20 protein-coding genes and 2 pseudogenes are annotated in these 20,675 nt (G+C 71.6%); 17 read left to right on the plus strand and 5 right to left on the minus strand.

Annotation, left to right across the window (positions count from 1 at the left end; genetic code table 11):
• The first annotated feature begins 54 nt into the window (after positions 1 to 54).
• From J7E93_RS27255 to J7E93_RS27305, 11 genes are all read left to right on the plus strand, one after another.
• Positions 55 to 1,230 carry an ROK family glucokinase gene (locus J7E93_RS27255; RefSeq protein ID WP_215072606.1) on the plus strand — a complete coding sequence of 392 codons (1,176 nt, stop codon included), beginning with the start codon at positions 55 to 57 and terminating at the stop codon, positions 1,228 to 1,230.
• Positions 1,227 to 1,820 carry a hypothetical protein gene (locus tag J7E93_RS27260; RefSeq protein WP_215072607.1) on the plus strand — a complete coding sequence of 198 codons (594 nt, stop codon included), beginning with the start codon at positions 1,227 to 1,229 and terminating at the stop codon, positions 1,818 to 1,820. The genes J7E93_RS27255 and J7E93_RS27260 overlap by 4 nt, the downstream gene beginning before the upstream one ends.
• A gap of 162 nt (positions 1,821 to 1,982) precedes the next feature.
• Positions 1,983 to 3,275: an alpha/beta fold hydrolase gene (locus tag J7E93_RS27265; RefSeq protein WP_215072608.1), complete on the plus strand. Its 1,293-nt coding sequence runs from the start codon at positions 1,983 to 1,985 to the stop codon at positions 3,273 to 3,275.
• A 40-nt stretch (positions 3,276 to 3,315) separates the two neighbouring features.
• Entirely contained in the window at positions 3,316 to 3,948 is a 633-nt protein-coding gene (locus J7E93_RS27270) for an MBL fold metallo-hydrolase (protein ID WP_215072609.1), read from the plus strand.
• 45 nt (positions 3,949 to 3,993) lie between these two features.
• Positions 3,994 to 4,773 (plus strand): exodeoxyribonuclease III, encoded by a 780-nt coding sequence (locus tag J7E93_RS27275; protein ID WP_215072610.1) that lies wholly within the window; start codon positions 3,994 to 3,996, stop codon positions 4,771 to 4,773.
• A gap of 63 nt (positions 4,774 to 4,836) precedes the next feature.
• Positions 4,837 to 5,775 (plus strand): glycerophosphodiester phosphodiesterase family protein, encoded by a 939-nt coding sequence (locus J7E93_RS27280; protein ID WP_308368801.1) that lies wholly within the window; start codon positions 4,837 to 4,839, stop codon positions 5,773 to 5,775.
• A 164-nt stretch (positions 5,776 to 5,939) separates the two neighbouring features.
• The gene (locus J7E93_RS27285) at positions 5,940 to 6,377 is read left to right on the plus strand and encodes a DUF6278 family protein (protein WP_215072611.1); all 438 of its coding nucleotides are present in this window, start codon (positions 5,940 to 5,942) and stop codon (positions 6,375 to 6,377) included.
• A 142-nt stretch (positions 6,378 to 6,519) separates the two neighbouring features.
• The gene (locus J7E93_RS27290) at positions 6,520 to 7,266 is read left to right on the plus strand and encodes an amino acid ABC transporter ATP-binding protein (protein WP_285440963.1); all 747 of its coding nucleotides are present in this window, start codon (positions 6,520 to 6,522) and stop codon (positions 7,264 to 7,266) included.
• A gap of 15 nt (positions 7,267 to 7,281) precedes the next feature.
• Complete coding sequence (locus tag J7E93_RS27295) at positions 7,282 to 8,199, plus strand: glutamate ABC transporter substrate-binding protein (protein WP_215072612.1); 918 nt, start codon at positions 7,282 to 7,284, stop codon at positions 8,197 to 8,199.
• Positions 8,200 to 8,215: 16 nt separating this feature from the next.
• Complete coding sequence (locus J7E93_RS27300; RefSeq protein ID WP_215072613.1) at positions 8,216 to 8,860, plus strand: amino acid ABC transporter permease; 645 nt, start codon at positions 8,216 to 8,218, stop codon at positions 8,858 to 8,860.
• Positions 8,857 to 9,729, plus strand: a complete 873-nt coding sequence (locus J7E93_RS27305; protein WP_215072614.1) for an amino acid ABC transporter permease — start codon at positions 8,857 to 8,859, stop codon at positions 9,727 to 9,729. Before J7E93_RS27300 ends, J7E93_RS27305 begins: the two co-directional genes overlap by 4 nt.
• 52 nt (positions 9,730 to 9,781) lie before the next feature.
• On the opposite strand, the gene J7E93_RS27310 is transcribed toward J7E93_RS27305, so the two are convergent.
• Together J7E93_RS27310 and J7E93_RS27315 are read right to left on the minus strand one after the other, a co-directional pair.
• On the minus strand, positions 9,782 to 11,344 hold the full coding sequence (locus tag J7E93_RS27310) for an alpha/beta fold hydrolase (protein ID WP_215072615.1): 1,563 nt from the start codon (positions 11,342 to 11,344) through the stop codon (positions 9,782 to 9,784).
• Positions 11,345 to 11,501: 157 nt separating this feature from the next.
• A complete protein-coding gene (locus J7E93_RS27315) occupies positions 11,502 to 12,836 on the minus strand; it encodes a radical SAM protein (RefSeq protein ID WP_215072616.1) in 1,335 nt (444 codons plus the stop codon).
• Positions 12,837 to 13,004: 168 nt separating this feature from the next.
• Here J7E93_RS27315 and J7E93_RS27320 point away from each other — a divergent pair, with 168 nt between their 5' ends.
• Positions 13,005 to 14,240 (plus strand): cytochrome P450, encoded by a 1,236-nt coding sequence (locus J7E93_RS27320; RefSeq protein ID WP_215072617.1) that lies wholly within the window; start codon positions 13,005 to 13,007, stop codon positions 14,238 to 14,240.
• Here the strand turns inward: J7E93_RS27320 and J7E93_RS27325 are convergent.
• Positions 14,212 to 14,949, minus strand: a complete 738-nt coding sequence (locus J7E93_RS27325; protein WP_215072618.1) for a hypothetical protein — start codon at positions 14,947 to 14,949, stop codon at positions 14,212 to 14,214. The two genes, J7E93_RS27320 and J7E93_RS27325, sit on opposite strands and share 29 nt — an antisense overlap.
• A 106-nt stretch (positions 14,950 to 15,055) precedes the next feature.
• Between J7E93_RS27325 and ggt the strand changes: the two genes are divergently transcribed.
• Positions 15,056 to 16,852 carry a gamma-glutamyltransferase gene (ggt, locus tag J7E93_RS27330; protein WP_215072619.1) on the plus strand — a complete coding sequence of 599 codons (1,797 nt, stop codon included), beginning with the start codon at positions 15,056 to 15,058 and terminating at the stop codon, positions 16,850 to 16,852.
• 95 nt (positions 16,853 to 16,947) lie between these two features.
• Here ggt and map read toward each other — a convergent pair whose 3' ends face one another.
• Entirely contained in the window at positions 16,948 to 17,715 is a 768-nt protein-coding gene (gene map, locus J7E93_RS27335) for a type I methionyl aminopeptidase (protein WP_215072620.1), read from the minus strand.
• 33 nt (positions 17,716 to 17,748) lie between these two features.
• Here map and J7E93_RS27340 point away from each other — a divergent pair, with 33 nt between their 5' ends.
• Positions 17,749 to 18,000: a helix-turn-helix domain-containing protein gene (locus tag J7E93_RS27340; protein ID WP_215072621.1), complete on the plus strand. Its 252-nt coding sequence runs from the start codon at positions 17,749 to 17,751 to the stop codon at positions 17,998 to 18,000.
• Positions 18,001 to 18,117: 117 nt separating this feature from the next.
• Here the strand turns inward: J7E93_RS27340 and J7E93_RS27345 are convergent, their stop codons facing one another.
• The gene (locus J7E93_RS27345; RefSeq protein WP_251067162.1) at positions 18,118 to 18,774 is read right to left on the minus strand and encodes an NAD(P)-dependent oxidoreductase; all 657 of its coding nucleotides are present in this window, start codon (positions 18,772 to 18,774) and stop codon (positions 18,118 to 18,120) included.
• A gap of 60 nt (positions 18,775 to 18,834) precedes the next feature.
• Here J7E93_RS27345 and J7E93_RS27350 point away from each other — a divergent pair, with 60 nt between their 5' ends.
• From J7E93_RS27350 to J7E93_RS27360, 3 genes and pseudogenes are all read left to right on the plus strand, one after another.
• Positions 18,835 to 19,218 carry a helix-turn-helix domain-containing protein gene (locus J7E93_RS27350; RefSeq protein ID WP_215072622.1) on the plus strand — a complete coding sequence of 128 codons (384 nt, stop codon included), beginning with the start codon at positions 18,835 to 18,837 and terminating at the stop codon, positions 19,216 to 19,218.
• A 10-nt stretch (positions 19,219 to 19,228) separates the two neighbouring features.
• Positions 19,229 to 19,603, plus strand: a pseudogene (locus tag J7E93_RS27355) (PPOX class F420-dependent oxidoreductase); the annotation flags it as partial.
• A 193-nt stretch (positions 19,604 to 19,796) separates the two neighbouring features.
• Positions 19,797 to 20,675, plus strand: a pseudogene (locus tag J7E93_RS27360) (UL36 very large tegument protein); the annotation flags it as partial.

Genomic DNA, 20,675 nt, shown 5'->3' on the forward strand with positions numbered 1-20,675 from the left:
CCGCCACAGCCGTGGTAACGGCCCCCTCACGCCCGACCTGGCAGAATCGAGCCGATGAGTACCTACCGCGACCTCACCCAGCGCGGCTCCTCCCGGAGCACCGTGCTGCGGACCGTCGGCACCCGCGAACGGCGCTCCCACCTCACCGCGCCGCGGGTGCCCACCGTCGGCATCGACATCGGCGGTACGAAGGTGATGGCCGGTGTCGTCGACGCGGACGGCAACATCCTTGAGAAGATCAAGACCGAGACGCCGGACAAGTCCAAGAGCGCCAAGGTCGTCGAGGACACCATCACCGAGCTCGTCCTCGACCTCTCCGACCGGCACGACGTGCACGCCGTCGGCATCGGCGCGGCCGGCTGGGTGGACGCCGAACGGGCCACCGTCCTCTTCGCCCCGCACCTCGCCTGGCGCAACGAGCCGCTGCGCGACGCCCTCCAGGCCCGGCTCGCCGTCCCCGTCATGGTGGACAACGACGCCAACACCGCCGCCTGGGCCGAGTGGCGCTTCGGCGCCGGCCGCGGCGAGGACCACCTCGTCATGATCACGCTCGGCACCGGCATCGGCGGGGCCATCCTGGAGGGCGGCCAGGTCAAGCGCGGCAAGTTCGGGGTCGCCGGCGAGTTCGGCCATATGCAGGTCGTCCCCGGCGGTCACCGCTGCCCCTGCGGAAACCGCGGCTGCTGGGAGCAGTACAGCTCCGGCAACGCCCTGGTCCGCGAGGCTCGGGAGCTGGCCGCCGCCGACTCCCCGGTCGCGTACAACATCATCGAGCGGGTCAAGGGCAACGTCCCCGACATCACCGGCCCCCTCATCACCGAACTGGCCCGCGAGGGCGACGCCATGTGCGTCGAACTCTTCCAGGACATCGGCCAGTGGCTCGGCGTCGGCATCGCCAACCTCGCGGCCGCCCTCGACCCGTCCTGCTTCGTCATCGGCGGAGGCGTCAGCGCCGCCGACGACCTGCTGATCGGCCCCGCCCGCGAGGCCTTCCGGCGCCACCTCACCGGCCGCGGCTACCGCCCCGAGGCCCGGATCGCCAAGGCGCAGCTCGGCCCCGAGGCCGGCATGGTCGGAGCCGCCGACCTCGCCCGGCTCGTCGCCCGCCGCTTCCGCCGCGCCAACCGTCGCCGTCTCGAGCGCTACGAACGGTACGAGCGCTACGCCCAGGCCCTGCGGGGCGGCACCGAAGGCCGTCCCTCCCGCACCACCCAGGACCCGCAGTCATGACCGTCCCCACCCAGACCGTCCCCACCCAGACCGTCTCCCCCGAGCCGCAGGGGAGCAAGCTGCCGGAGGACCGGCGGCACATGATCGGCCGGCGGTGGCTGACGGCGATCACCATCGTGCTGCTCGTCGGCATCCCCGCCGGCTATCTGGCGATCTCCGCCGGACAGAGCCGCGACAGCGGCCGCGACAAGGAGCGCGAGTCCTCGGCCACGGGACTGCGGGAGAACTGGCCCTCCCAGATGAAGCGCCGCGTCTTCGAGGTCCCGATTCCGCCGGGCAGCTCCTCGGTCGCCTACTACGAGACCAGCAACTGGCGGACGAGCCGCCTGTACGTCCAGTTCACGACGAGCGCCGGCCGGCTCGACGCCTTCCTGAACGAGGTCGGCTCCAGCCGCTCCCAGCTGCTGCCGGGCGAGGTCACGGTCAGCGGACGCGACGCCGACATCGTCGGCTGGCACTTCCCGTCCGGCCACGACTGGTCGGGCACCTCCATCAGCCGGGACAAGCCGCGGCCCAGCCAGGACATCACCGTCGACCTCTCCGACCCGGCCGCCCCGCAGGTGTACGTCGTCTCCACCGCCACCCCCTGACCGAGCCCTTCCCTGCCGTGGATCTGCACGGCCTCGTCGAGGGCGGCGAGCGCCCACTCGGTGAGCGGTGCCACCACCGACGCGCTGGAGCGGTTCGAGTCGTCATTCGAGTCGTCAGGGGGACAGGAACCGCTACGGCCCGACCCGGCGATGTGAGATTTCATGACACATGAGAGGGTCTGGCGGGTGAGCGAGACACCACCGAACACCCTGCAATACCGCGTCGACGGGCGAGACGACGCTCCAGTCCTGGTACTGGGCCCCTCCCTGGGTACCACCTGGCACATGTGGGACCGGCAGATCCCCGAGCTCACGCGCCAGTGGCGCATCGTCCGCTTCGACCTGCCCGGCCACGGCGGCGCCCCCGCCCGCCCCTTCACCTCCGTCGGCGAGCTCGGCGACCGGCTGCTCGCCACCCTCGACGAGCTGGGCGTCCAGCGCTTCGGCTACGCGGGCTGCTCCATCGGCGGCGCGGTCGGCCTCGACCTCGCGCTGCGGGCCCCCCACCGGGTCGCCTCGCTGGCCCTGGTCGCCACCTCGCCCCGGTTCGGCAGCGCCGACGAGTTCCGCCAGCGCGGCGTGATCGTCCGTACCAACGGTCTCGAACCGATCGCCCGTACATCGCCCGAGCAGTGGTTCACCCCCGGCTTCGCCGCCGCCCAGCCCGCGATCGTCGAGTGGGCCGTGCAGATGGTCCGCACCACCGACCCCGGCTGCTACATCGGCGCCTGCGAGGCGCTCGCCGTCTTCGACGTCCGTGAGGCCCTGGGCCGGATCGGCGTTCCCGCCCTCGTCCTCGTCGGCTCCGACGACCAGGTCACCGGCCCGGCCGAGGCCCGCACGCTGGTCGCCGGCATAGCCGACGCCCGGCTCGCAGTCGTCCCCGGCGCCTCGCACCTCGCCCCCGTCGAGCAGCCCGCCGCCGTCACCGAACTGCTCACGCACCACTTCGCCGGGATCGTCCACGACACCCAGAGCGCCCTGCCCGCCCCGCCCATGCCTCCCATCTCCGCCCCGGTCGTACCGGTCGCCGAGATCGCCCCCGCCGGGACCGACCCGCAGACCGCCGGAGCCGTCCGGCCGGACCCGTACGACACCGGGCTGAAGCTGCGGCGCGAGATCCTCGGCGACGCACACGTCGACCAGGTCCTCCAGGACGACTTCGCCGCCGACCTCCAGTCGCTGGTCACCCGCTACGCCTGGGGCGAGGTCTGGAGCCGGGACGGCCTCGACCGCCGCACCCGCAGCTGCATCACCCTCACGGCCCTGATCGCCGGCGGTCACCTCGACGCCCTCGCCGACCACACCCGCGCCGCCCTGCGCAACGGGCTGACCCCCGACGAGATCGGCGAGGTGGTCCTGCACACCTCGGTCTACTGCGGGCTGCCCGCCGCCGAGAGCGCCCTGCGCGTCGTCGCCAGGGTGATCAAGGAGGAGACCACACCCCAGGCGTAGCCTGGGCGGGCATGCCCGCACCGTCGTGAGGTGGAGTCCTGTGAAGCTGACGAAGAAGTCGCACGCCTGCATCCGGCTGGAGAAGAACGGCCGTACGCTCGTCATCGACCCCGGTGGCTTCAGTGAAGAGGACTCCGCGCTCGGCGCCGACGCGGTGCTCGTCACCCACGAGCACCCCGACCACTTCGACGAGGGCCGGCTGCGAGCGGGCCTGGAGGCCAACCCGGCCGCCGAGATCTGGACCCTGCGGAGCGTCGCCGAGAAGCTGTCCACGGCCTTCCCCGGCCGCGTCCACACCGTCGGCCACGGCGACACCTTCTCCGTGGCCGGCTTCGACGTACAGGTGCACGGTGAACTGCACGCCGTGATCCACCCGGACATTCCGCGGATCACCAACATCGGCTTCCTGGTGGACGGCGCCGTCTTCCACCCCGGCGACGCGCTGACCGTCCCCGAGCAGCCCGTGGACACGCTGATGCTGCCCGTGATGGCCCCCTGGAACAAGATCTCCGAGGTCATCGACTACGTACGCGAGGTCAAGCCGCGCCGGGCCTTCGACGTCCACGACGCCCTGCTCACCGACCTGGCCCGGCCCATCTACGACCGGCAGATCGGCGCCCTCGGCGGTACCGACCACAGCCGGCTGACCCCGGGCGACTCCACCGAGCTGTGACCGTCACGACCGCGACTGTCACACCCCGCCGTTAGGCTTGCGTGCATGCGCATCGCGACCTGGAACGTCAATTCGATCACTGCCCGGCTGCCCCGTCTCCTCGCCTGGCTGGAGAGCAGCGGCACGGACGTGCTGTGCCTCCAGGAGACCAAGTGCACGGTTGAGCAGTTCCCCACCGAGGAGCTGCGCGAGCTGGGTTACGAGTCGGTCGTGAACGCCACCGGACGGTGGAACGGCGTGGCCCTGCTCTCCAAGGTCGGCCTCGAGGACGTGGTCATGGGCCTGCCCGGCGGTCCCGACTACGAAGGCGTGCAGGAGCCGCGGGCGATCTCCGCGACCTGCGGCCCGGTCCGCGTCTGGTCGGTGTACGTGCCCAACGGCCGCGAGGTCGCCCACGAGCACTACGCGTACAAGCTGCGCTGGCTGGAGGCGCTCCAGGCAGCCGTGGCCGAGGACGCCGCCGGCGGGCGGCCCTTCGCCGTCCTCGGCGACTACAACATCGCCCCGACCGACGACGACGTCTGGGACATCGGCGTCTTCGACGGCGCCACCCACGTCACCGCGCCCGAGCGCGCCGCACTGGCCGGACTGCGCGAGACCGGCCTCACGGACGTGGTCCCGCGCCCCCTCAAGTACGACCACCCCTTCACGTACTGGGACTACCGCCAGCTCTGCTTCCCGAAGAACAGGGGCATGCGCATCGACCTGGTGTACGGCAACAAGCCGTTCGCCGACGCCGTCAAGGACAGCTACGTCGACCGCGAGGAGCGCAAGGGCAAGGGCGCCTCCGACCACGCACCGGTCGTCGTCGACCTCGACGTCTAGCCCTTCCCGCACGTCGTCGGGCCGGAGCGCCGGCGTCGCGGACCGCCCCTTAGGGTGTGGTCCGTGACAGAGCCCCCCGTCCCGTCCGCCGCCCCGCGGCGGGGCCGCCGCCGTGCCGCCGTCGCGCTCGCTCTCGCGACCTCGTGCGCTCTCGCCACCGCATGCGCGACGGACCGGGAGGCGCCGCGCGCCGAAGCCGCGGCGCGTGCCGCGGACGGCCGCAAGGGCTCCGGGACCGCCGCGAACGCCCTGATGCGTCCGGCCGGCTCCGCGATGACGGTGATCGCCCACCGCGGCGCTTCGTCCGCCGCGCCCGAGAACACCCTGGTCTCGGACGAGGTCGCCCGGCGGGGCGGCGCCCGGTGGATCGAGAACGACGTCCAGCCGAGCCGGGACGGTGTGCCGTACGTCCTCCACGACACCACGGTCGACCGCACCACCGACGGCACCGGGCCCGTCCGCGGACTGACCGCCGCGCAGCTGGACGCGCTCGACGCGGGCTCCTGGTTCTCACCCGTCTACGCCGGCGCCCGGGTCCCGACCCTGGCCGCCCAGTTGGAGGATCTGCGCGTCCGCGGCGGGAACCTGGTCCTGGAGATCAAGGGCAGGCACAGCCGTGACGAGGTGGCCCGGATCGTCCGGCTCGTCCGGGACCACGGCATGGCCGACCGGGTGCTCGTGCAGAGTTTCGACGTGGACGCGCTGCGGCAGACCCGCGCACTGGCCCCCGAACTTCCGCTGGGCCTGCTGCGTGCCACGCTCGACCCCGACCCGGTCGCGGTCGCCGAGGAACTCGGCCTGAGCGCGTACAACCCGTCCGCCGACGAGCTGTCCGCCCACCCGGGCGTGGTGAAGGACCTGCACGCGGCCGGGGTCGCCGTGATGGTGTGGACGGTCGACAGCCCGGCCCGGTGGAGGGAGCTGGACGCTCTCGGCGCCGACGCGGTCATCACCAACCGCCCGGCCGAACTCACGGGCTGGAACGCCGCCCGCCCGAACTGACCGGACCGCCGCCCGCCCGAACCGGCCGGTACGTCACCCGGTACCGGGCCGGTCAGGGGCTTCGCGGATCCTGCCGGGCGCGGCGATCCAGCCCCGCTGGGCGTCCGTGACGATCTCCGCGCGCCGGGTGGTGCCACGGGAGGGTGCAGTGCGACGCTGGTCGGATGAACATCCCGTTCCTGGACAACTGGCGCAAGCGGCACGAGGCCGATCCCTCCCCTCTGGCCGCGGCCCTCGACCGCGATCCCGAGGGCGTGGGCGAACTGCTCGCCGAGTGCGAGCTGCTGCGCGCCAGGGCCCAGGCCGCCGGGGTGAGGCTCGACGACACCCCGCTCTCGCTGGTGGCGATCGATCAGCTGCCCCCGCGCTGGCGCGACGACCCCGAGGAACTGCCCTGGCTGGGTAACGACGCCGGGCTCTATCTGGGCACGGTCATCGTACGGACGGTGCCGGGCGCCGGCTGGCACGTGTGGCCCGGAGGGCAGCCGGTGGTCCGGCTCGCCTCGGGCCGGGAGATCAACGTGGTCGAGGCCGGCCTCGACTGGGCCGTGAGCGGATCACCGGAGCTGTCCCAGGTGTACGCGGAGGCCGCCGAATTCTGAGGCGTCCGTTCGTACGATCAGCCACCCCTCCGCAGTAAATACGGCTTATGCCGCTTTTATGCGTGTCGGGCGTGAAGTCCCTTTTCGTGGTGGATAGTTTGCGCTGACCTCGACACAGCTGAGAAATGGGGCAGGGCAGCGTATGGCCGTCGTCGATCCGTTGATCGAGCTGCGAGACGTCAACAAGCACTACGGCACGTTGCACGTCCTGCAGGGCATCAATCTCACCGTCGGCCGCGGAGAGGTGGTGGTGGTCATCGGCCCGTCGGGGTCGGGCAAGTCGACGCTCTGCCGGGCGGTGAACCGCCTGGAGTCCGTCGAGTCGGGTGAGATCGTCATCGACGGCCGGCCCCTCCCGGAGGAGGGGAAGGCGCTGGCCCGGCTCCGCGCCGACGTCGGCATGGTCTTCCAGTCCTTCAACCTCTTCGCGCACAAGACCGTCCTCGCCAATGTCTCCCTCGCCCAGATCAAGGTCCGCAAGCGCAAGCGCGAGGACGCCGACCACCGTTCCCGTGAACTCCTCGACCGGGTCGGCCTCGCCGCCCACGCCGACAAGTTCCCCGCCCAGCTCTCCGGCGGACAGCAACAACGCGTCGCCATCGCCCGCGCCCTCGCCATGGACCCCAAGGCGCTGCTCTTCGACGAGCCGACCTCCGCCCTCGACCCCGAGATGATCAACGAGGTCCTGGAGGTGATGCAGCAGCTGGCCCGCGAGGGCATGACCATGGTCGTCGTCACCCACGAGATGGGCTTCGCGCGCTCCGCCGCCCACCGCGTCGTCTTCATGGCCGACGGCCGCATCGTCGAGGACCGCACGCCGGAGGAGTTCTTCACCAGCCCGCGCAGCGAGCGCGCCAAGGACTTCCTGTCCAAGATCCTGAAGCACTGAGCGGGGGACGCCGTCATGCACCGTACGCATCGCATCCTCGCCGCCATCGCGCTCCTGGCCCTCGCCGTGACAGGCCTGGGCGGATGCGGCAAGGAGGGCAGCCCGCCCGTCAAGGGCCCGCAGCCCGACGAACTTCCCACCTACCAGGTCCAGTCGGCCTTCAAGCTGCCCGACTCCGCGACATGGACGAAGGCGAAGAGACGCGGCCATCTGATCGTCGGTGCCAAGGAGGACCAGCCCTACATGGGCGAGAAGGACCCGGCCACCGGGCGCTACTCCGGCTTCGACATCGAGATCGCCAGGATGCTGGCGGCCTCGCTCGGCTTCGACCCGGACTCGATCCAGTTCAGGACCATCGCCTCGGCCAACCGCGAAACCGCCCTGCAGAACGGCCAGATCGACTACTACGTCGGCACCTACACCATCAACGACAACCGCAAGAAGCTGGTCGGCTTCGCCGGCCCCTACTACATGGCCGGCCAGTCCCTCCTGGTCCGCACCGACGAGAACGACATCGACGGGCCCCAGGACCTCGACGGCAAGCGCGTCTGCTCGGCCGCCGGATCCACCCCGTACCAGCGGATCGCGAAGGACTACCCGAGGGCCGACCTCGTCGCCTACGACACCTACTCGGTCTGCGTCGACAACCTGCTCACCTACCAGGTCGACGCCGTCACCACCGACGACACGATCCTCATGGGCTACGCGGCCAAGGTCCCCGACGAACTCAAGGTCGTCGGCAGGCCGTTCTCCAAGGAGCCGTACGGCATCGGCGTCCCCCGGAGCGACAACGCCCTGCGCTTCGCCCTCGACGACGCCCTCGCCACCCATGAGAAGAACGGCGACTGGAAGAAGGCGTACGACGTGACCCTCGGCCTCTCCGGCGTCCCCGCCCCCGAGCCGCCCGCCATCGACCGCTACCCGGCGAGCTGAGGAGGGATCCCCTCACATGGACGTCCTGACAGAGAACTTCTCACGCTACGGCGAAGGCTTCCTCGGCACCGTCGAACTCACCGTCTACGCCTCGCTCCTCGCCCTCGTGCTGGGCTTCGTCATGGCCTCCTTCCGGGCCGCGCCGGTCGGCTCCCTCCGGGTCTTCGGCACCGTCTGGGTCACCGTGCTCCGCAACACCCCGCTCACCCTGCTCTTCTTCGCCGTGATGCTCGGCCTGCCGCGCTTCGGACTCGTGCTGCCCTTCCAGCTGTTCGCGGTCCTCGCGCTCGGCTGCTACACCTCCGCCTTCGTCTGCGAGGCGCTGCGCTCCGGCATCAACACCGTGCCGCGCGGCCAGGGAGAGGCGGCCCGCAGCCTCGGCATGACCTTCGGGCAGACCCTGGGCGCCGTCGTCCTGCCCCAGGCGTTCCGGTCCGTCATCCCGCCCATCGGCTCCACGCTCATCGCGCTCGCCAAGAACTCCGCCATCGCCGGCGCCTTCAGCGTCACCGAACTCCTCGGCACCTACAAGACGTTGAGCGAGCTCGGCTACAACATCATCTGGACCTTCGTCTGGATCGCCGTCGGCTACCTGATCATCACCCTCACCATCAGCGCGATCTTCAACGTCCTGGAGAGCCGCTGGGGAGTCGCCCGATGACCCAGTCCACCGCCCTGTACGACATCCCCGGCCCCCACACCCGCAAGCGGCATCTGCTCTACGGCGTCCTCTCGACCGCGCTCCTCCTGGCCCTGGTCGGCTGGATCCTCTACCTCCTCTTCGACACCGAACAGTTCACCGGCACCAAGTGGTCCCCCTTCGCGTACGAGGGGATCCAGGAGCTGCTGCTGCGCGGCCTCGGGAACACGCTCAAGGCCTTCGCGTACGCCTCGGTGCTCTCGCTCGCGCTCGGCGGCCTCCTCGCGACCGGACGTCTCTCCGACCACCGGGTCTTCCGCTGGGTGGCGACGCTCTTCGTCGAGTTCTTCCGCGCCATGCCCGTCCTGGTCATGATCTTCTTCATCTTCGTGGCGCTGAAGGTCCAGCCGCTGCCCGCGCTGGTCGCCGGACTGACCCTCTACAACGGCTCGGTCCTCGCTGAGGTGTTCCGTACCGGGGTCAACTCCGTCGACCGCGGGCAGCGGGAGGCGGCGTACGCCCTCGGCATGCGCAAGACGCAGGTGATGACCCACGTCCTGGTGCCGCAGGCCGTCCGGGCCATGCTGCCGGCCATCATCAGCCAGTTGGTGGTGGCCCTGAAGGACACCTCCCTCGGCTTCCTCATCACCTACGAGGAGTTCCTGCACGCGGGCAAGCTGATCGCGTCGAACCTCGACTACGACCTGCCGTTCATCCCGGTCGTCATGGTGATCTCACCGATCTACATCGGGATGTGCGTCCTGCTCTCCTGGTTCGCCACCTGGGTGGCGAAGAAGGAGCGCCGCAGCCCGAAGACGAAGGCCGTCGAGGTCCCCCCGGCCGGACCAGGAACGCTGCTGCCGGGCGGGGGTCCCCCCGCGGGGCCGTAGCGGCCGCGCAGTGGTGCGTAGGGAGCCATGCCCGCCCGGCAGCAGCCGGTGATCACTCTTCCCGCAGCGGGACCGACACGTACGACGGGTCGGCCGACGGGGAGGAGAAGGTCAGCTGTGCGCCGGTCGGGTTGTGCTCGATGTAGAGCGGGTCGACCGTGTCGACGACCAGGGTGAGACGGTGGCCCGCCGGCACGTCGTAGGCCGTGGAGAAGAGCTCCAGGTCGACGCTGAACGGTGTGCCGGGTGTCTTGCCGTGGAAGGTGTACGGGGCATTGCTGACCAGCTTGCCGAGGCCGAGCGGGCCCACGTCGTAGAGGTACGCGACGAGGGTGCCGCTCTCCTCGGTGGACGTGACCGTGGTGTGGAGTACCGGCGTGCCCCGCACCTTCTGGACGTCGTCGTACCGCTCGGACTGCCACACGCCGGCGAACGCGCGGGGGAGCAGCGGGATCGAGGCGACGGGCGGGGTCCGGAGGAACTGGTCCAGGACGTTGGAGAGGAGGACGACGCCGCCGTTGGCGCCGGAGTCGACGTTCGCCCAGATCTTCCGGGAGTCGCCGAGGGCGATCCTCCGCTGGTCCGCACCGACCGACTTCCAGTCGGGATAGCCCTCGTAGCCGCCGCCGGAACGGGAGGTGAGCTGAACGGGCTGCTCGCGGTCGATGCCGTTGGCGACGCCCTTGAGGTGGTGGTCGAACCAGCGGTGCGCGCTGGTCCAGGTGTCGTTGGGCAGCCCGAGCAGGCCGGTTCCCTCGGCGGTGGCGTGGTCGCCGGGACGGAACTCAAGGCGCTTGGGACCCTTGAGCTTCTCGTAGAAGGACGCGTACTGGTTGGGCGGGAAGATGGTGTCGCCCCAGGCGTTGCCGAGCATGATCGCCGCGCCGTTGGCGTTGATCCGGTCCAGGTACGTGACGGCGGAGCGCTTCTCGCCCCAGGCGATCATCTCGTCCTCCCGGGAGAGGTCGGAGGAGAGGAAGTCGCCCAGGACTTGCCGCAGTTCGGGGCCGGGGCGGCCGGTGAGGTAGCCCGCGCCGCCGAGCAGCGCGGCGGCCTGGAGGTGCTGGGTGCGGCCGCTGTAGATGGACTCGATGAGGTCGGCCCAGCCGCTGAGCGCCGCGACGGCCTTGATCCGCTTGTCGTGCGCGGAGGCGAGGAGGCTGATCCCGGCTCCGTACGAGACACCTGCCATGCCGACCTTGTCGGGATCGGCGGGGGTGTTCGCGAGGGCCCAGTCGATGACCTTGGAGGCATCGGCGACGTCCCTCGGTCCGGCGGTCTCGATCTCGCCGCCGGACTGCCAGAAGCCGCGCGAGTTGTAACTGACCACCACATAGCCGGAGTCGGCGAGATTCCGGGCCTGGACGAGGTATTCGATCTGGGGCATGGCCCAGCTGGTGGGGAGCACGATCACGGGATGGCGGGCGGAGCCGTCGGCGCCGGCCGGGCTGACGACATTGGCCTTGAGGATCGTGCCGCCGTCGCCGGCGATGTCGACGAAGCGGACGGTCGTGCCGGAATCGGCGGTCTGTGCGGCGTGGGCGGCGGGGGCGAGCCCGAGCGCCGTCCCCGCCACGAGGGCGGCCGAGACGGCGAGGGCCAAGGGTATGCGCACGGGTCACTCCTCACTGGTGTCACTGATGGGGGGCAGTGAAAGTGACCCGACGGTAACCGCAGGGGCTTACCTGCGGTAACCGGTTGGCAAGTTACGTGCGGGTAACGATTATTGGACATGCTGTCAGCAGCGGCCGCCGTGGCCTCGCCCGGCGGTCTCAGGAAGAGGCCTCTTCGAGCCCTTCCAGACTGTCCATGAACGAGCTGACGGAGAACACCGCACGGCCGGGACCGGCCGGCCCGTAGCCGGGCGGGGAGCTCAGACCGAACTCCTCCAGTGTCGCCCGGTAGGTCTCCAGGAGACGGACGTGGTACTCGAGCGGCGCACCCAGCGGATTGGCCTTGCCCAGGGGCGTCGTCGGCTCCGGGCACCAGGTGGTGAAGCGCGGGACGACACCGTGCGACATGAAGAACCGCAGACCCTCGGCGGTCGAGTCGATCGCCTCGCTCACCTTGGTGAAGCCGAAGGGCTCGGCCATCTCGATGCCCGCCACGAAGTTGGGGATGACATGACGAGGGCCGAACACCTCGGCGGAGTCCAGGATCCTGCGGTGCCACTCGTCCCGGCCGACGTAACGCTCCTTGCCCGGGCAGTGGAGCTGGAACAGCCGCCGGTCCCACACCTCGAAGTTGGGGTGGTAGATGCGGATGCCGTAGTCGTGGAACCGCTGCACGGCGTCCCGGGGCAGCGCCTGGGCCACGACCTTGCCGATCCAGCGGCCGGGGAAACGCTCCTCGATGGCCTGCGCGTAGTGCCCGTAGAAATCGGCCTCGTCGCGGCCCGCGACCTGCGAGGTGATCGAGCCGCCCGTGAGGGTGTAGGCCCGGGAGGCCCCCGCGGTGTCGTACCGGTCGATGATCTCCAGCGCCTCCAGGACCTCCTCGACGGGCTTCACACCGGTGTACGGCCGGCCCGCCGCCTTGTGCTGGCGCCAGTTGTGGTTGATGTCGCAGAACTGGCACTCCTCCTTGGCGCCGAAGTACTGGCACACCCGGAAGACCGTCAGATAGACGAGGTAGCCCCACTGGATGGTCGGCGCGACCTCCATCACCGACTTGCCGTTCGACAGCGTGTGGCGGTAGTACTCCGGCATCGGCGGCAGGCCGACGTCCGCGATCCGCACGCCGTCCAGATACAGGCCCAGCGTGCCGTCCTCGCCGCCCCGCACGACGTACGGCGAGTCGGGGTTGACCCGTACGGAGACGACGGTACGGCGCAGTTCGTACGGGCCACCGGTGAGCACGATCTCCTCGGGCGGCCGGTTGAGCGCGGCGGCCCCGAGCTCCGGGAGCGTGCGGTGGTCGAAGGAGAAGATGAAGTACGACTTCGGCTTGACGTCCCCCGAGGCTCCGTCGGCGGTCCCGCTGAGCGCGGACTCGTCGAAGGCCATGCCACCCCGCAGCAGGTCCTCCTTGATCACGGCTTCCCGGGGCACGTGCGGGAAGCGCCCCATCAGGTCCTCGACCAACGCGGTACGGCTGACGCTCTCCATGTCCTGCTCCGTCCTCGACTCCATGAGGGGCGCTTCGAAGACTAACCCCCGGGTCCCGGCGCACCGCCGACGGCCCACGGGCCGGCTCGGCACGGCCACGGCTCCCGCCGAGCAGCTCGTGGACCGCGACCCTCACGGGCGCCGACCGTCTCGTGCCACGCTGGGCCCGTGGAGAACGCGAGCGACGTACCCGATGTCTTCGATCCCCGCATCTACGCCCGGGGGCTGCCGCACGACACGTTCCGGACCCTGCGCGACCGGCACCCGGTCGCCTGGCAGGAGGAGTACGAAGTCCTCGGCTGGCCCCCCGGCAGCGGGTTCTGGGCCGTCACCCGGCACGCCGACGTCGTACGGGTGCTCAAGGACGCCACGACCTACTCGTCGTACCTCGGCGCCACCCAGATCAGGGACCCCGACCCGGCCGATCTGCCCTTCATCCGGCGCATGATGCTCAACCAGGGCCCGCCGGGACACGGCCGGCTGCGGCGGCTCGTCAGCCGGGCGTTCACCCCCGGCCGGATCGAGCGGTTCGCCGCGACCGCGCGGGAGCGGGCCGGGACGCTCCTGCGGGCCGCCCTGGAGAGCGGGCCGGAGGTCGATCTCGTCCGCACCGTCACCGACGACTACGCGCTCCTCAATCTGACCGACCTCCTCGGCGTCCCGGCCGGTGACCGCGGGCTGCTGCTCGAGTGGACCGAGCGCGTGATCGCCTACCAGGACCCCGACGAACCGGCCGTCCTCGACGAGCGGGGGCGACCGGTCAACCCGCGTTCACCCGCCATGCTCGCCGAAATGTTCCGGTACGCCCAGGAGCTCGCCGCCCACAAGCGGGCGCACCCCGCCGACGACATCATGACCGCGCTCGCCGCGTCCGAACTCCGGGACACCGAACTGGAGATGTTCTTCTTCCTGCTCACCGTCGCGGGCAACGACACGGTCCGAAGCGCCGCCCCCGGCGGCCTGCTCGCCCTCGCCGAACACCCGGGTCAGCGGCGGCGGTTGTGGAACGGGGACGTGGGCGTGGACAGCGCCGTCGAGGAACTCCTGCGCATCCACCCGCCCGTCCTGTCCTTCCGGCGCACCGCGACCCGTGACACCGAGCTCGCCGGGCAGCGGATCTCCGCGGGCGACAAGGTCGTCGTCCTGCACGCCTCCGCCAACCACGACGAACGGGTCTTCCCCGCACCCCACCGGCTCGACCTGGGGCGCACCCCGAACCCGCACGTGTCCTTCGGCGACGGCCCGCACGTCTGCCTCGGCGCGCACTTCGCCCGGCTGCAACTGCGCGTGCTGCACGAGGAGGCACGGGAGATGCTCACCGATCTGGAGCCGGCGGGCCCGCCCCGGCGGCTCGTCTCCAACTTCATCAACGGGATCAAGTCGCTGCCGGTGCGGCTGCGGTAGCCGGGGCGGTGCGCGCCGCCCGCGTCAGATCGGCGACCAGCTCCACCACATCGGGACCGTAGGCGTCGGAGTTGACCACCTTCAGCAGGAGGACGAAGGGACCGGCGCCGTACGTGCGCTCCAGTTTCTCGTGACGCCGGGCCAGATAGCGGGTGGCGGCCTGGTTGGTGACCGCGAACTGACCGCAGAAGAGGAACACCGGCCGGCCGCCCTCGCCCCCCGTGAGCCGGGCGAGAACGACGTACTCCGTCGCCCCGCGCACGCCTCGGTACACCTCGCCGCCGACCGTGAACATGCCCCGGTCCTCGAAGGGTTCCGACTCCACGTTCACCGTCAGGCCGGGCAGCAGGGTGGAGAGATGCGCGGCCATCCGGCGATTGGAGTACGGTCCGCCGACGCAGAACTCCGTACGGTCACCGAGGCCCTGGCGGGCCATGTCGTGCTGGACTATCTGCGCCTGCGCCCCGCAGTCCTTGATCAGCGCGGAGAGCTCCAGCAGCGCGGACACGTCGACACTGTGCACCGCCTTGTCGCTGCCCGCCTTCCGGTTGACGACCAGCAGGCACTCCGATCCCTCGGAAAGGCCGAAGAACGCCTGCTTGCGGCGGAGAGCGCGGCGCCACAGATACGTGCGGGTCAGCCAGCCCAGCGAGCCGCTGACCCCGGTGGCCAGGACGCCCAGGACGACATTGCGCAGGTCTTCATTCATGTGGGCGCATGCTAGCGGGGGATGGGTCCCCTGTTCGAGAGGCGGTCCTGACGGGGAGGGCGGGAGGAAGTTACCCTGCCGGGACGGTCTTTGACTGGAGGTAGGGATGCGTCGTTCCACCGTACGTAACGGGTCGATCGTGGCCGTCGCCGCGACGGTGCTCTCGGTGGGGGCAGCCGCCCCGCCGACCGCGACCCCCCCTCCGGTGAAGGAACCCGTCGCCGTCGGGTACGGCGGGGCCGTCGCCAGTGTCGACGCCGACGCCTCCGCCGCCGGCATCGAGGTGCTCCGCAAGGGAGGGAACGCCGTCGACGCGGCCGTCGCCGTGGCCGCGGCCCTCGGCGTCACCGAGCCGTACTCGGCCGGCATCGGCGGAGGCGGCTACTTCGTCCACTACGACGCCGGGACCCGCACCGTGCACACCATCGACGGCCGCGAGACGGCGCCGCGGTCGGCCGACGCGAACCTCTTCGTGGAGAACGGCAAGCCCATCCCCTTCGAGGAGGGCATGACCAGCGGCCGGGGTGTCGGCACCCCCGGCACCCCGGCGACGTGGAAGACCGCGCTCGACGCCTGGGGCAGCAAGCCGCTGCGCACCCTGCTCGAACCGGCCGGCCGCCTGGCCCGCGACGGCTTCACCGTCGACGCCACCTTCCGCGCCCAGACCGCCGCCAACGAGGCCCGCTTCAGGGACTTCCCGGCCTCCTCGGCGCTCTTCCTCCCCGGCGGGCAACTCCCGGCGGTCGGCAGCACGTTCAAGAACCCCGATCTGGCCCGGACGTACGAGAAGCTGGCGCGCGAAGGCGTCGGGGCGCTCTACAAGGGGCCGCTCGCCCGGGACATCGTGAACACCGTGCGCACGCCGCCGGTCCGCGACGGCGCCACAAGGGTCGTCCGCTCCGGCGACCTGACGGAGGGTGACCTCGCGGCGTACGAGACCGAGCGGCGCAGGCCGACGAAGATCTCCTACCGGGGGCTCGACGTGTACGGCATGGCGCCCTCCTCCTCCGGCGGTACGAGCGTGGGCGAGGCGCTCAACATCCTGGAGCGGACCGACCTCTCCACCGCCTCGCCCGCCGCCTATCTGCACCGCTTCATCGAGGCGAGCCGGATCGCCTTCGCCGACCGTGGCCGCTGGGTCGGCGACCCGGCCTTCGAGGACGTGCCCACGCGCGAGCTGCTCTCGCAGCGGTTCGCCGACTCCCGGGCCTGCCTCATCCGCGACGACGCCGTGCTGACCAGCCCGCTCCCGCCGGGGGACCCACGGAACCCGGCGGCCTGCGCCGCCGGGGGGACGGCGGCGCCGACCACGTACGAGGGCGAGAACACCACCCATCTGACGGTCGCCGACCGGTGGGGCAACGTCGTCGCCTACACGCTGACGATCGAGTCGACGGGCGGCAGCGGGATCACCGTTCCGGGCCGCGGCTTCCTGCTCAACAACGAGCTGACCGACTTCTCCTTCGCCCCGGCGAACCCCGCCGTCCACGACCCGAACCTGCCGGGCCCGGGGAAGCGTCCCCGTTCCTCGATCTCCCCGACGATCGTGCTCGACCGGCACGGGCGGCCGGTTCTCGCGCTCGGATCCCCGGGCGGAGCCACCATCATCACCACCGTCCTGCAGACCCTCACCGGGGTCGTGGACCGGGGTCTGCCTCTGGTCGAGGCCATCGCCGCCCCCCGGGCCAGCCAGCGGAACCAGGCCACCACCGAGCTGGAGCCGGGGCTGTGGAACAGCCCGCTGCGGGGCGAGCTGGAGGCCATCGGCCACGGCTTCCGCCAGAACCCGGAGATCGGCGCGGCGACGGGTGTGCAACGACTGCCGGACGGCCGCTGGGTGGCCGCGGCGGAGACCGTGCGACGGGGCGGCGGCTCGGCGATGGTCGTACGACCGGTGCACTGAGACGGCCGGCGGGCCCGCGGCGCGGCCGGAGACCGCGACGGGATGTCCGGCGTCCGAGCCCGGCCGCCGAGCCCGGCCGCCGGTGGCGCGGCGTTCTACAGGGCCGTCAGGATCCTGGGGCCGTCGTCCGTGATCGCCACCGTGTGTTCCGTGTGGGCGGCGCGGGAGCCGTCCATGGTGCGGATCGTCCAGCCGTCCCGGGCCGTGTAGTGGTCGTCCCCGCCGCCGCCGATCAGCATCGGTTCGATCGCGATGACCATCCCGTGGCGCAGCGGCATGCCACGGCCCGGGCGTCCCTCGTTGGGGACGCCCGGGTCCTCGTGCATGGTGCGGCCCACGCCGTGCCCGCCGAAGCCGTCCGGGATGCCGTAGCCCGCGCCCCGGCAGACGCGGCCGATCGCGTGCGCGATGTCGCCGATCCGGTTGCCGACCACGGCCGCCCCGATGCCGGCCTCCAGCGCCGCGTACGCCGTGTCGATCAGGCGGGTGTCCGCCGGTCGGGCCCTGCCCACGGTGAAGCTGATGGCCGCGTCACCGGCCCAGCCGCCGAGGATCGCCCCGCAGTCGATGGAGACGAGGTCCCCGTCGGCCAGCCGGTGGTCACCGGGGATGCCGTGCACGATGGCGTCGTTCACCGAGGCGCACATGACCGCGGGGAAGGGGACCGGTGCCCAGTCGGGGCGGTAGTCGAGGAAGGGCGACGCCGCACCGGCCGCCGCGAGGACGTCCCGGGCCACCCGGTCCAGTTCTCTCAGGGTGACACCGGGCGCCGCCTCGGCCCGTACGGCCGCCAGCGCCTCGGCGACGACCCGTCCCGTTACCCGCATCTCCTGCAGGGCCTTGTCCGTCTTGATCTCCACCATGCCAATTACTATACCGGTATTAGAATGGTCCTCATGGTGCGCACACCCCTGACCCCCGAAGAGCGCGAGCGCGGCGAGCGGCTCGGCCGCCTGCTCCGCGAGGCCCGCGGCGACCGCTCGATGGTGGCGATCGCCGCCGCGGCCGGGCTCTCCGCCGAGACGCTCCGGAAGATCGAGACCGGGCGGGCTCCGACCCCCGCCTTCTTCACCGTCGCGGCGCTCGCGAGGGTCCTCGGCCTCTCCATGGACGAGCTGGTCACGCGCTGCGCGCTCGTCCCCGTCTGATCCACTCGGTGGGGGACGCTTGATGCGCCCGGGACGCGCGGTCGGGCACGCCCGGGATGCCCGGGAGGCCCGGACGCCCGCGGGCATGCGCGCCGGGGGCATCCGGGAGCGCCCGGCTCAGACCGAGACCGCGAGCTGTACCCGGCTGTGACGCGGGTGCTCGATCTCGTCCAGCAGGGCCCGTGCGAGGTCCGCGTGCGCGATCCGGCCCGGCCCGTCGATCACCGTGCCCACCGCCGTCCGGTAGCCGCCCGTCACCTTCGCCTCCGGGGCGAGGTCGAGCGGCGGCACGACCATCAGCCAGTCGAGTTCGGGCCCGGCCTCGGCTGTGAGCAGTTCGAACTCCGCCACATGCCCCTGTGCGAACGCCCGCCAGGCCGCCGGGAATTCGGGCGCGTCCATCAGCCGCACGCCCGGCTCGCTCTCCAGCGTGGTCGCGATCCCCAGCGTGAGGAGCCGCCGTACGCCGGCCTCGGAGAGTCCGGCGACCAGCGCCTTCGCCGCCGCCGTGAAGTGCTCCTCCGAGGGGATGTCCATTCGGGCCGACGCGTTCAGCGCCGCGGTGTGACCGGCCGCCAGCGCGGCCACGGAGGCGGCGTCGGTGACGTCGCCCTGGATGAGGGTCACCGAAACCCCCGCCAGATCCAGGTGCGCGGCGGGATCGCGGACCACCGCCGTCACCCGGTGGCCGCGGGCCGCCGCCTCCGCCACGGCCGCCCGGCCGACCCGTCCGCCGGCCCCGAAAATGATGATGTCGTTCATGTCGTTGCTCATGGCAGGACCGTAGGACGGGTCCCCCTGGTTACTTCAACGGTACTGGGCTAGCTTCGGATCATGACCGAGCACGAACAGCGTCCGCTGAGTCCCGCCCTCTTCGACGACCCCGACTGCGAGGACCGCGCGCAGCCCTTCCGCGTCGGCGACAAGTGGACCGGCGTGGTGCTCCGTTGCCTGGAGGACGGACGGCCGCGCCGCTTCTCCGAACTGCGTGTGCCGCTGCACTGGATCACCCCCAAGGTGCTCACCGAGACCCTGCGTTCCATGGAGCGCAACGGCTTCGTCACCCGGACCGTCCATGACGAGAACCCGCCCCGGGTGGAGTACGCCCTGACCGCACTCGGCCACTCCCTGCTCGGGCCGCTGGACACCGCCTGCGCATGGGCCCGCGAGCACGTCCCGGAGATCACCGAGGCCAGGGCGGTCTATCAGGGCACGTAGTCTCGCCCGCATGATGCCCGAGGAGCTGCGGCGCGGCCGCTACGTCAGTCTGACCACCTTCCGCAGGAACGGTACGGGGGTGGCGACGCCGGTCTGGTACGCGGTGGAGGGCGCCGAACTGTACGCGTGGACGCGCAGCGACTCCTGGAAGGTCAAGCGGCTGCGGAACGACCCGCGGGCCGTGCTGGCCGTCTGCGACGTGCGCGGGAAGGTCGCGGAGGGAGCGGTGAGCGTGGCGGGCACCGCGCGGCTCCTGGAGGGGCAGGAGTTGCGCCGGGTGCGGAAGCTGCTGGCGCGCAAGTACACCTGGCAGTTCTGGCTCGTCGACTGGCCCGCCGCGATCGCCAGGCTCGGCAAGAGGCCGCACACGGGCATCGCGGTGAGCCTGGCCCCGTCGCCGTCGCCGTCGCCGTCGCCGTCGCCGTCGCCGTCGGCCTCGCCTTCACCGTCGCCGTGACCCGCTTGCGCGGCGCCCGGGCCCTGCCCGAAAACAGCCTGTAGCCGTCTCGTAACACGACTGGGGTCGAATACCTGCGGACCGGAAGGTCCCAGTCGAGTGCGCGGGTGGTGCGGGCGGTATGACGGTGTATCAACTCCCGGTGGAGGTGGCCGCCTTCGCGCGCCACCTCGGAGAGCTTGCGACCCGCTTGGAGCCGGGTGAGGGCTGGTACGGGGTCTTCGCGAGCCGGGACCCGGAAGGTCTGCGGGCCTGCTTCGACGGCGTGGACATCCTGCCCTGGGACGTCGTCGAGTCCCTGCTCCAGGACCTCGGGGAGGCGGGCACCGGCCCTGGGACGGCGCGGGCCAGGGCGCTGCACGGCGCGGCGGCGACCGCCCACGACCGACGGCCCGGCGGCCGCGAGGCGCTGCGCGAGCGTCTGGAAGTGATGGAACGGGAACGGCAGTACGCGGAGGCCCGTTCCCACGAGCTCGGCGCCCGCCTGCGGGCGGCCCCGGCCTCCCCGGACGCGTCCGGACTGAACAATGAGCTGGCCTGGGCCCAGGACGACCACAGGCGTGCGACGGCCCGCATCGCCGAGCTGACGGCCCGACTCGCCCGCCTCGCGAGCGTGGCAGGAGAGGCAGGAGAGGCAGGAGAGGCGAGAGGGGCGGGGGAGTCTGAAGGGGCGGGCCAGGGTCCGCACGCGGTGGCCCCGGCTCACGCGGCGCCCAAGCGGCGTCCCCGCGGGGCCCGGTACGCCTGGATGGACGAGGTCGAGGAGGCGGGGGAGGCCGCACCCGAGGTCGTCCCCGCTCTGCCGATGGCCGCTGCCGCACCGCGCGGCGCTCGGTTCGGCGGAGTGGAGGCGCCGGCCGCCCCCGCGCCCGCCACCACCGCGGGGGAGGGCGCCGAGGGCGAGGGCGCCGCGGAGGCGGCGCGCGCCGCCGGGAACGCGGTCTACGCGCTCCGGCGACTGCGCGCCCAGGGCCGTGGCGGCGAGGCCCACGCCCTGCTG

Source organism: Streptomyces sp. ISL-36, assembly GCF_018614205.1.
GTDB lineage: Bacteria > Actinomycetota > Actinomycetes > Streptomycetales > Streptomycetaceae > Streptomyces.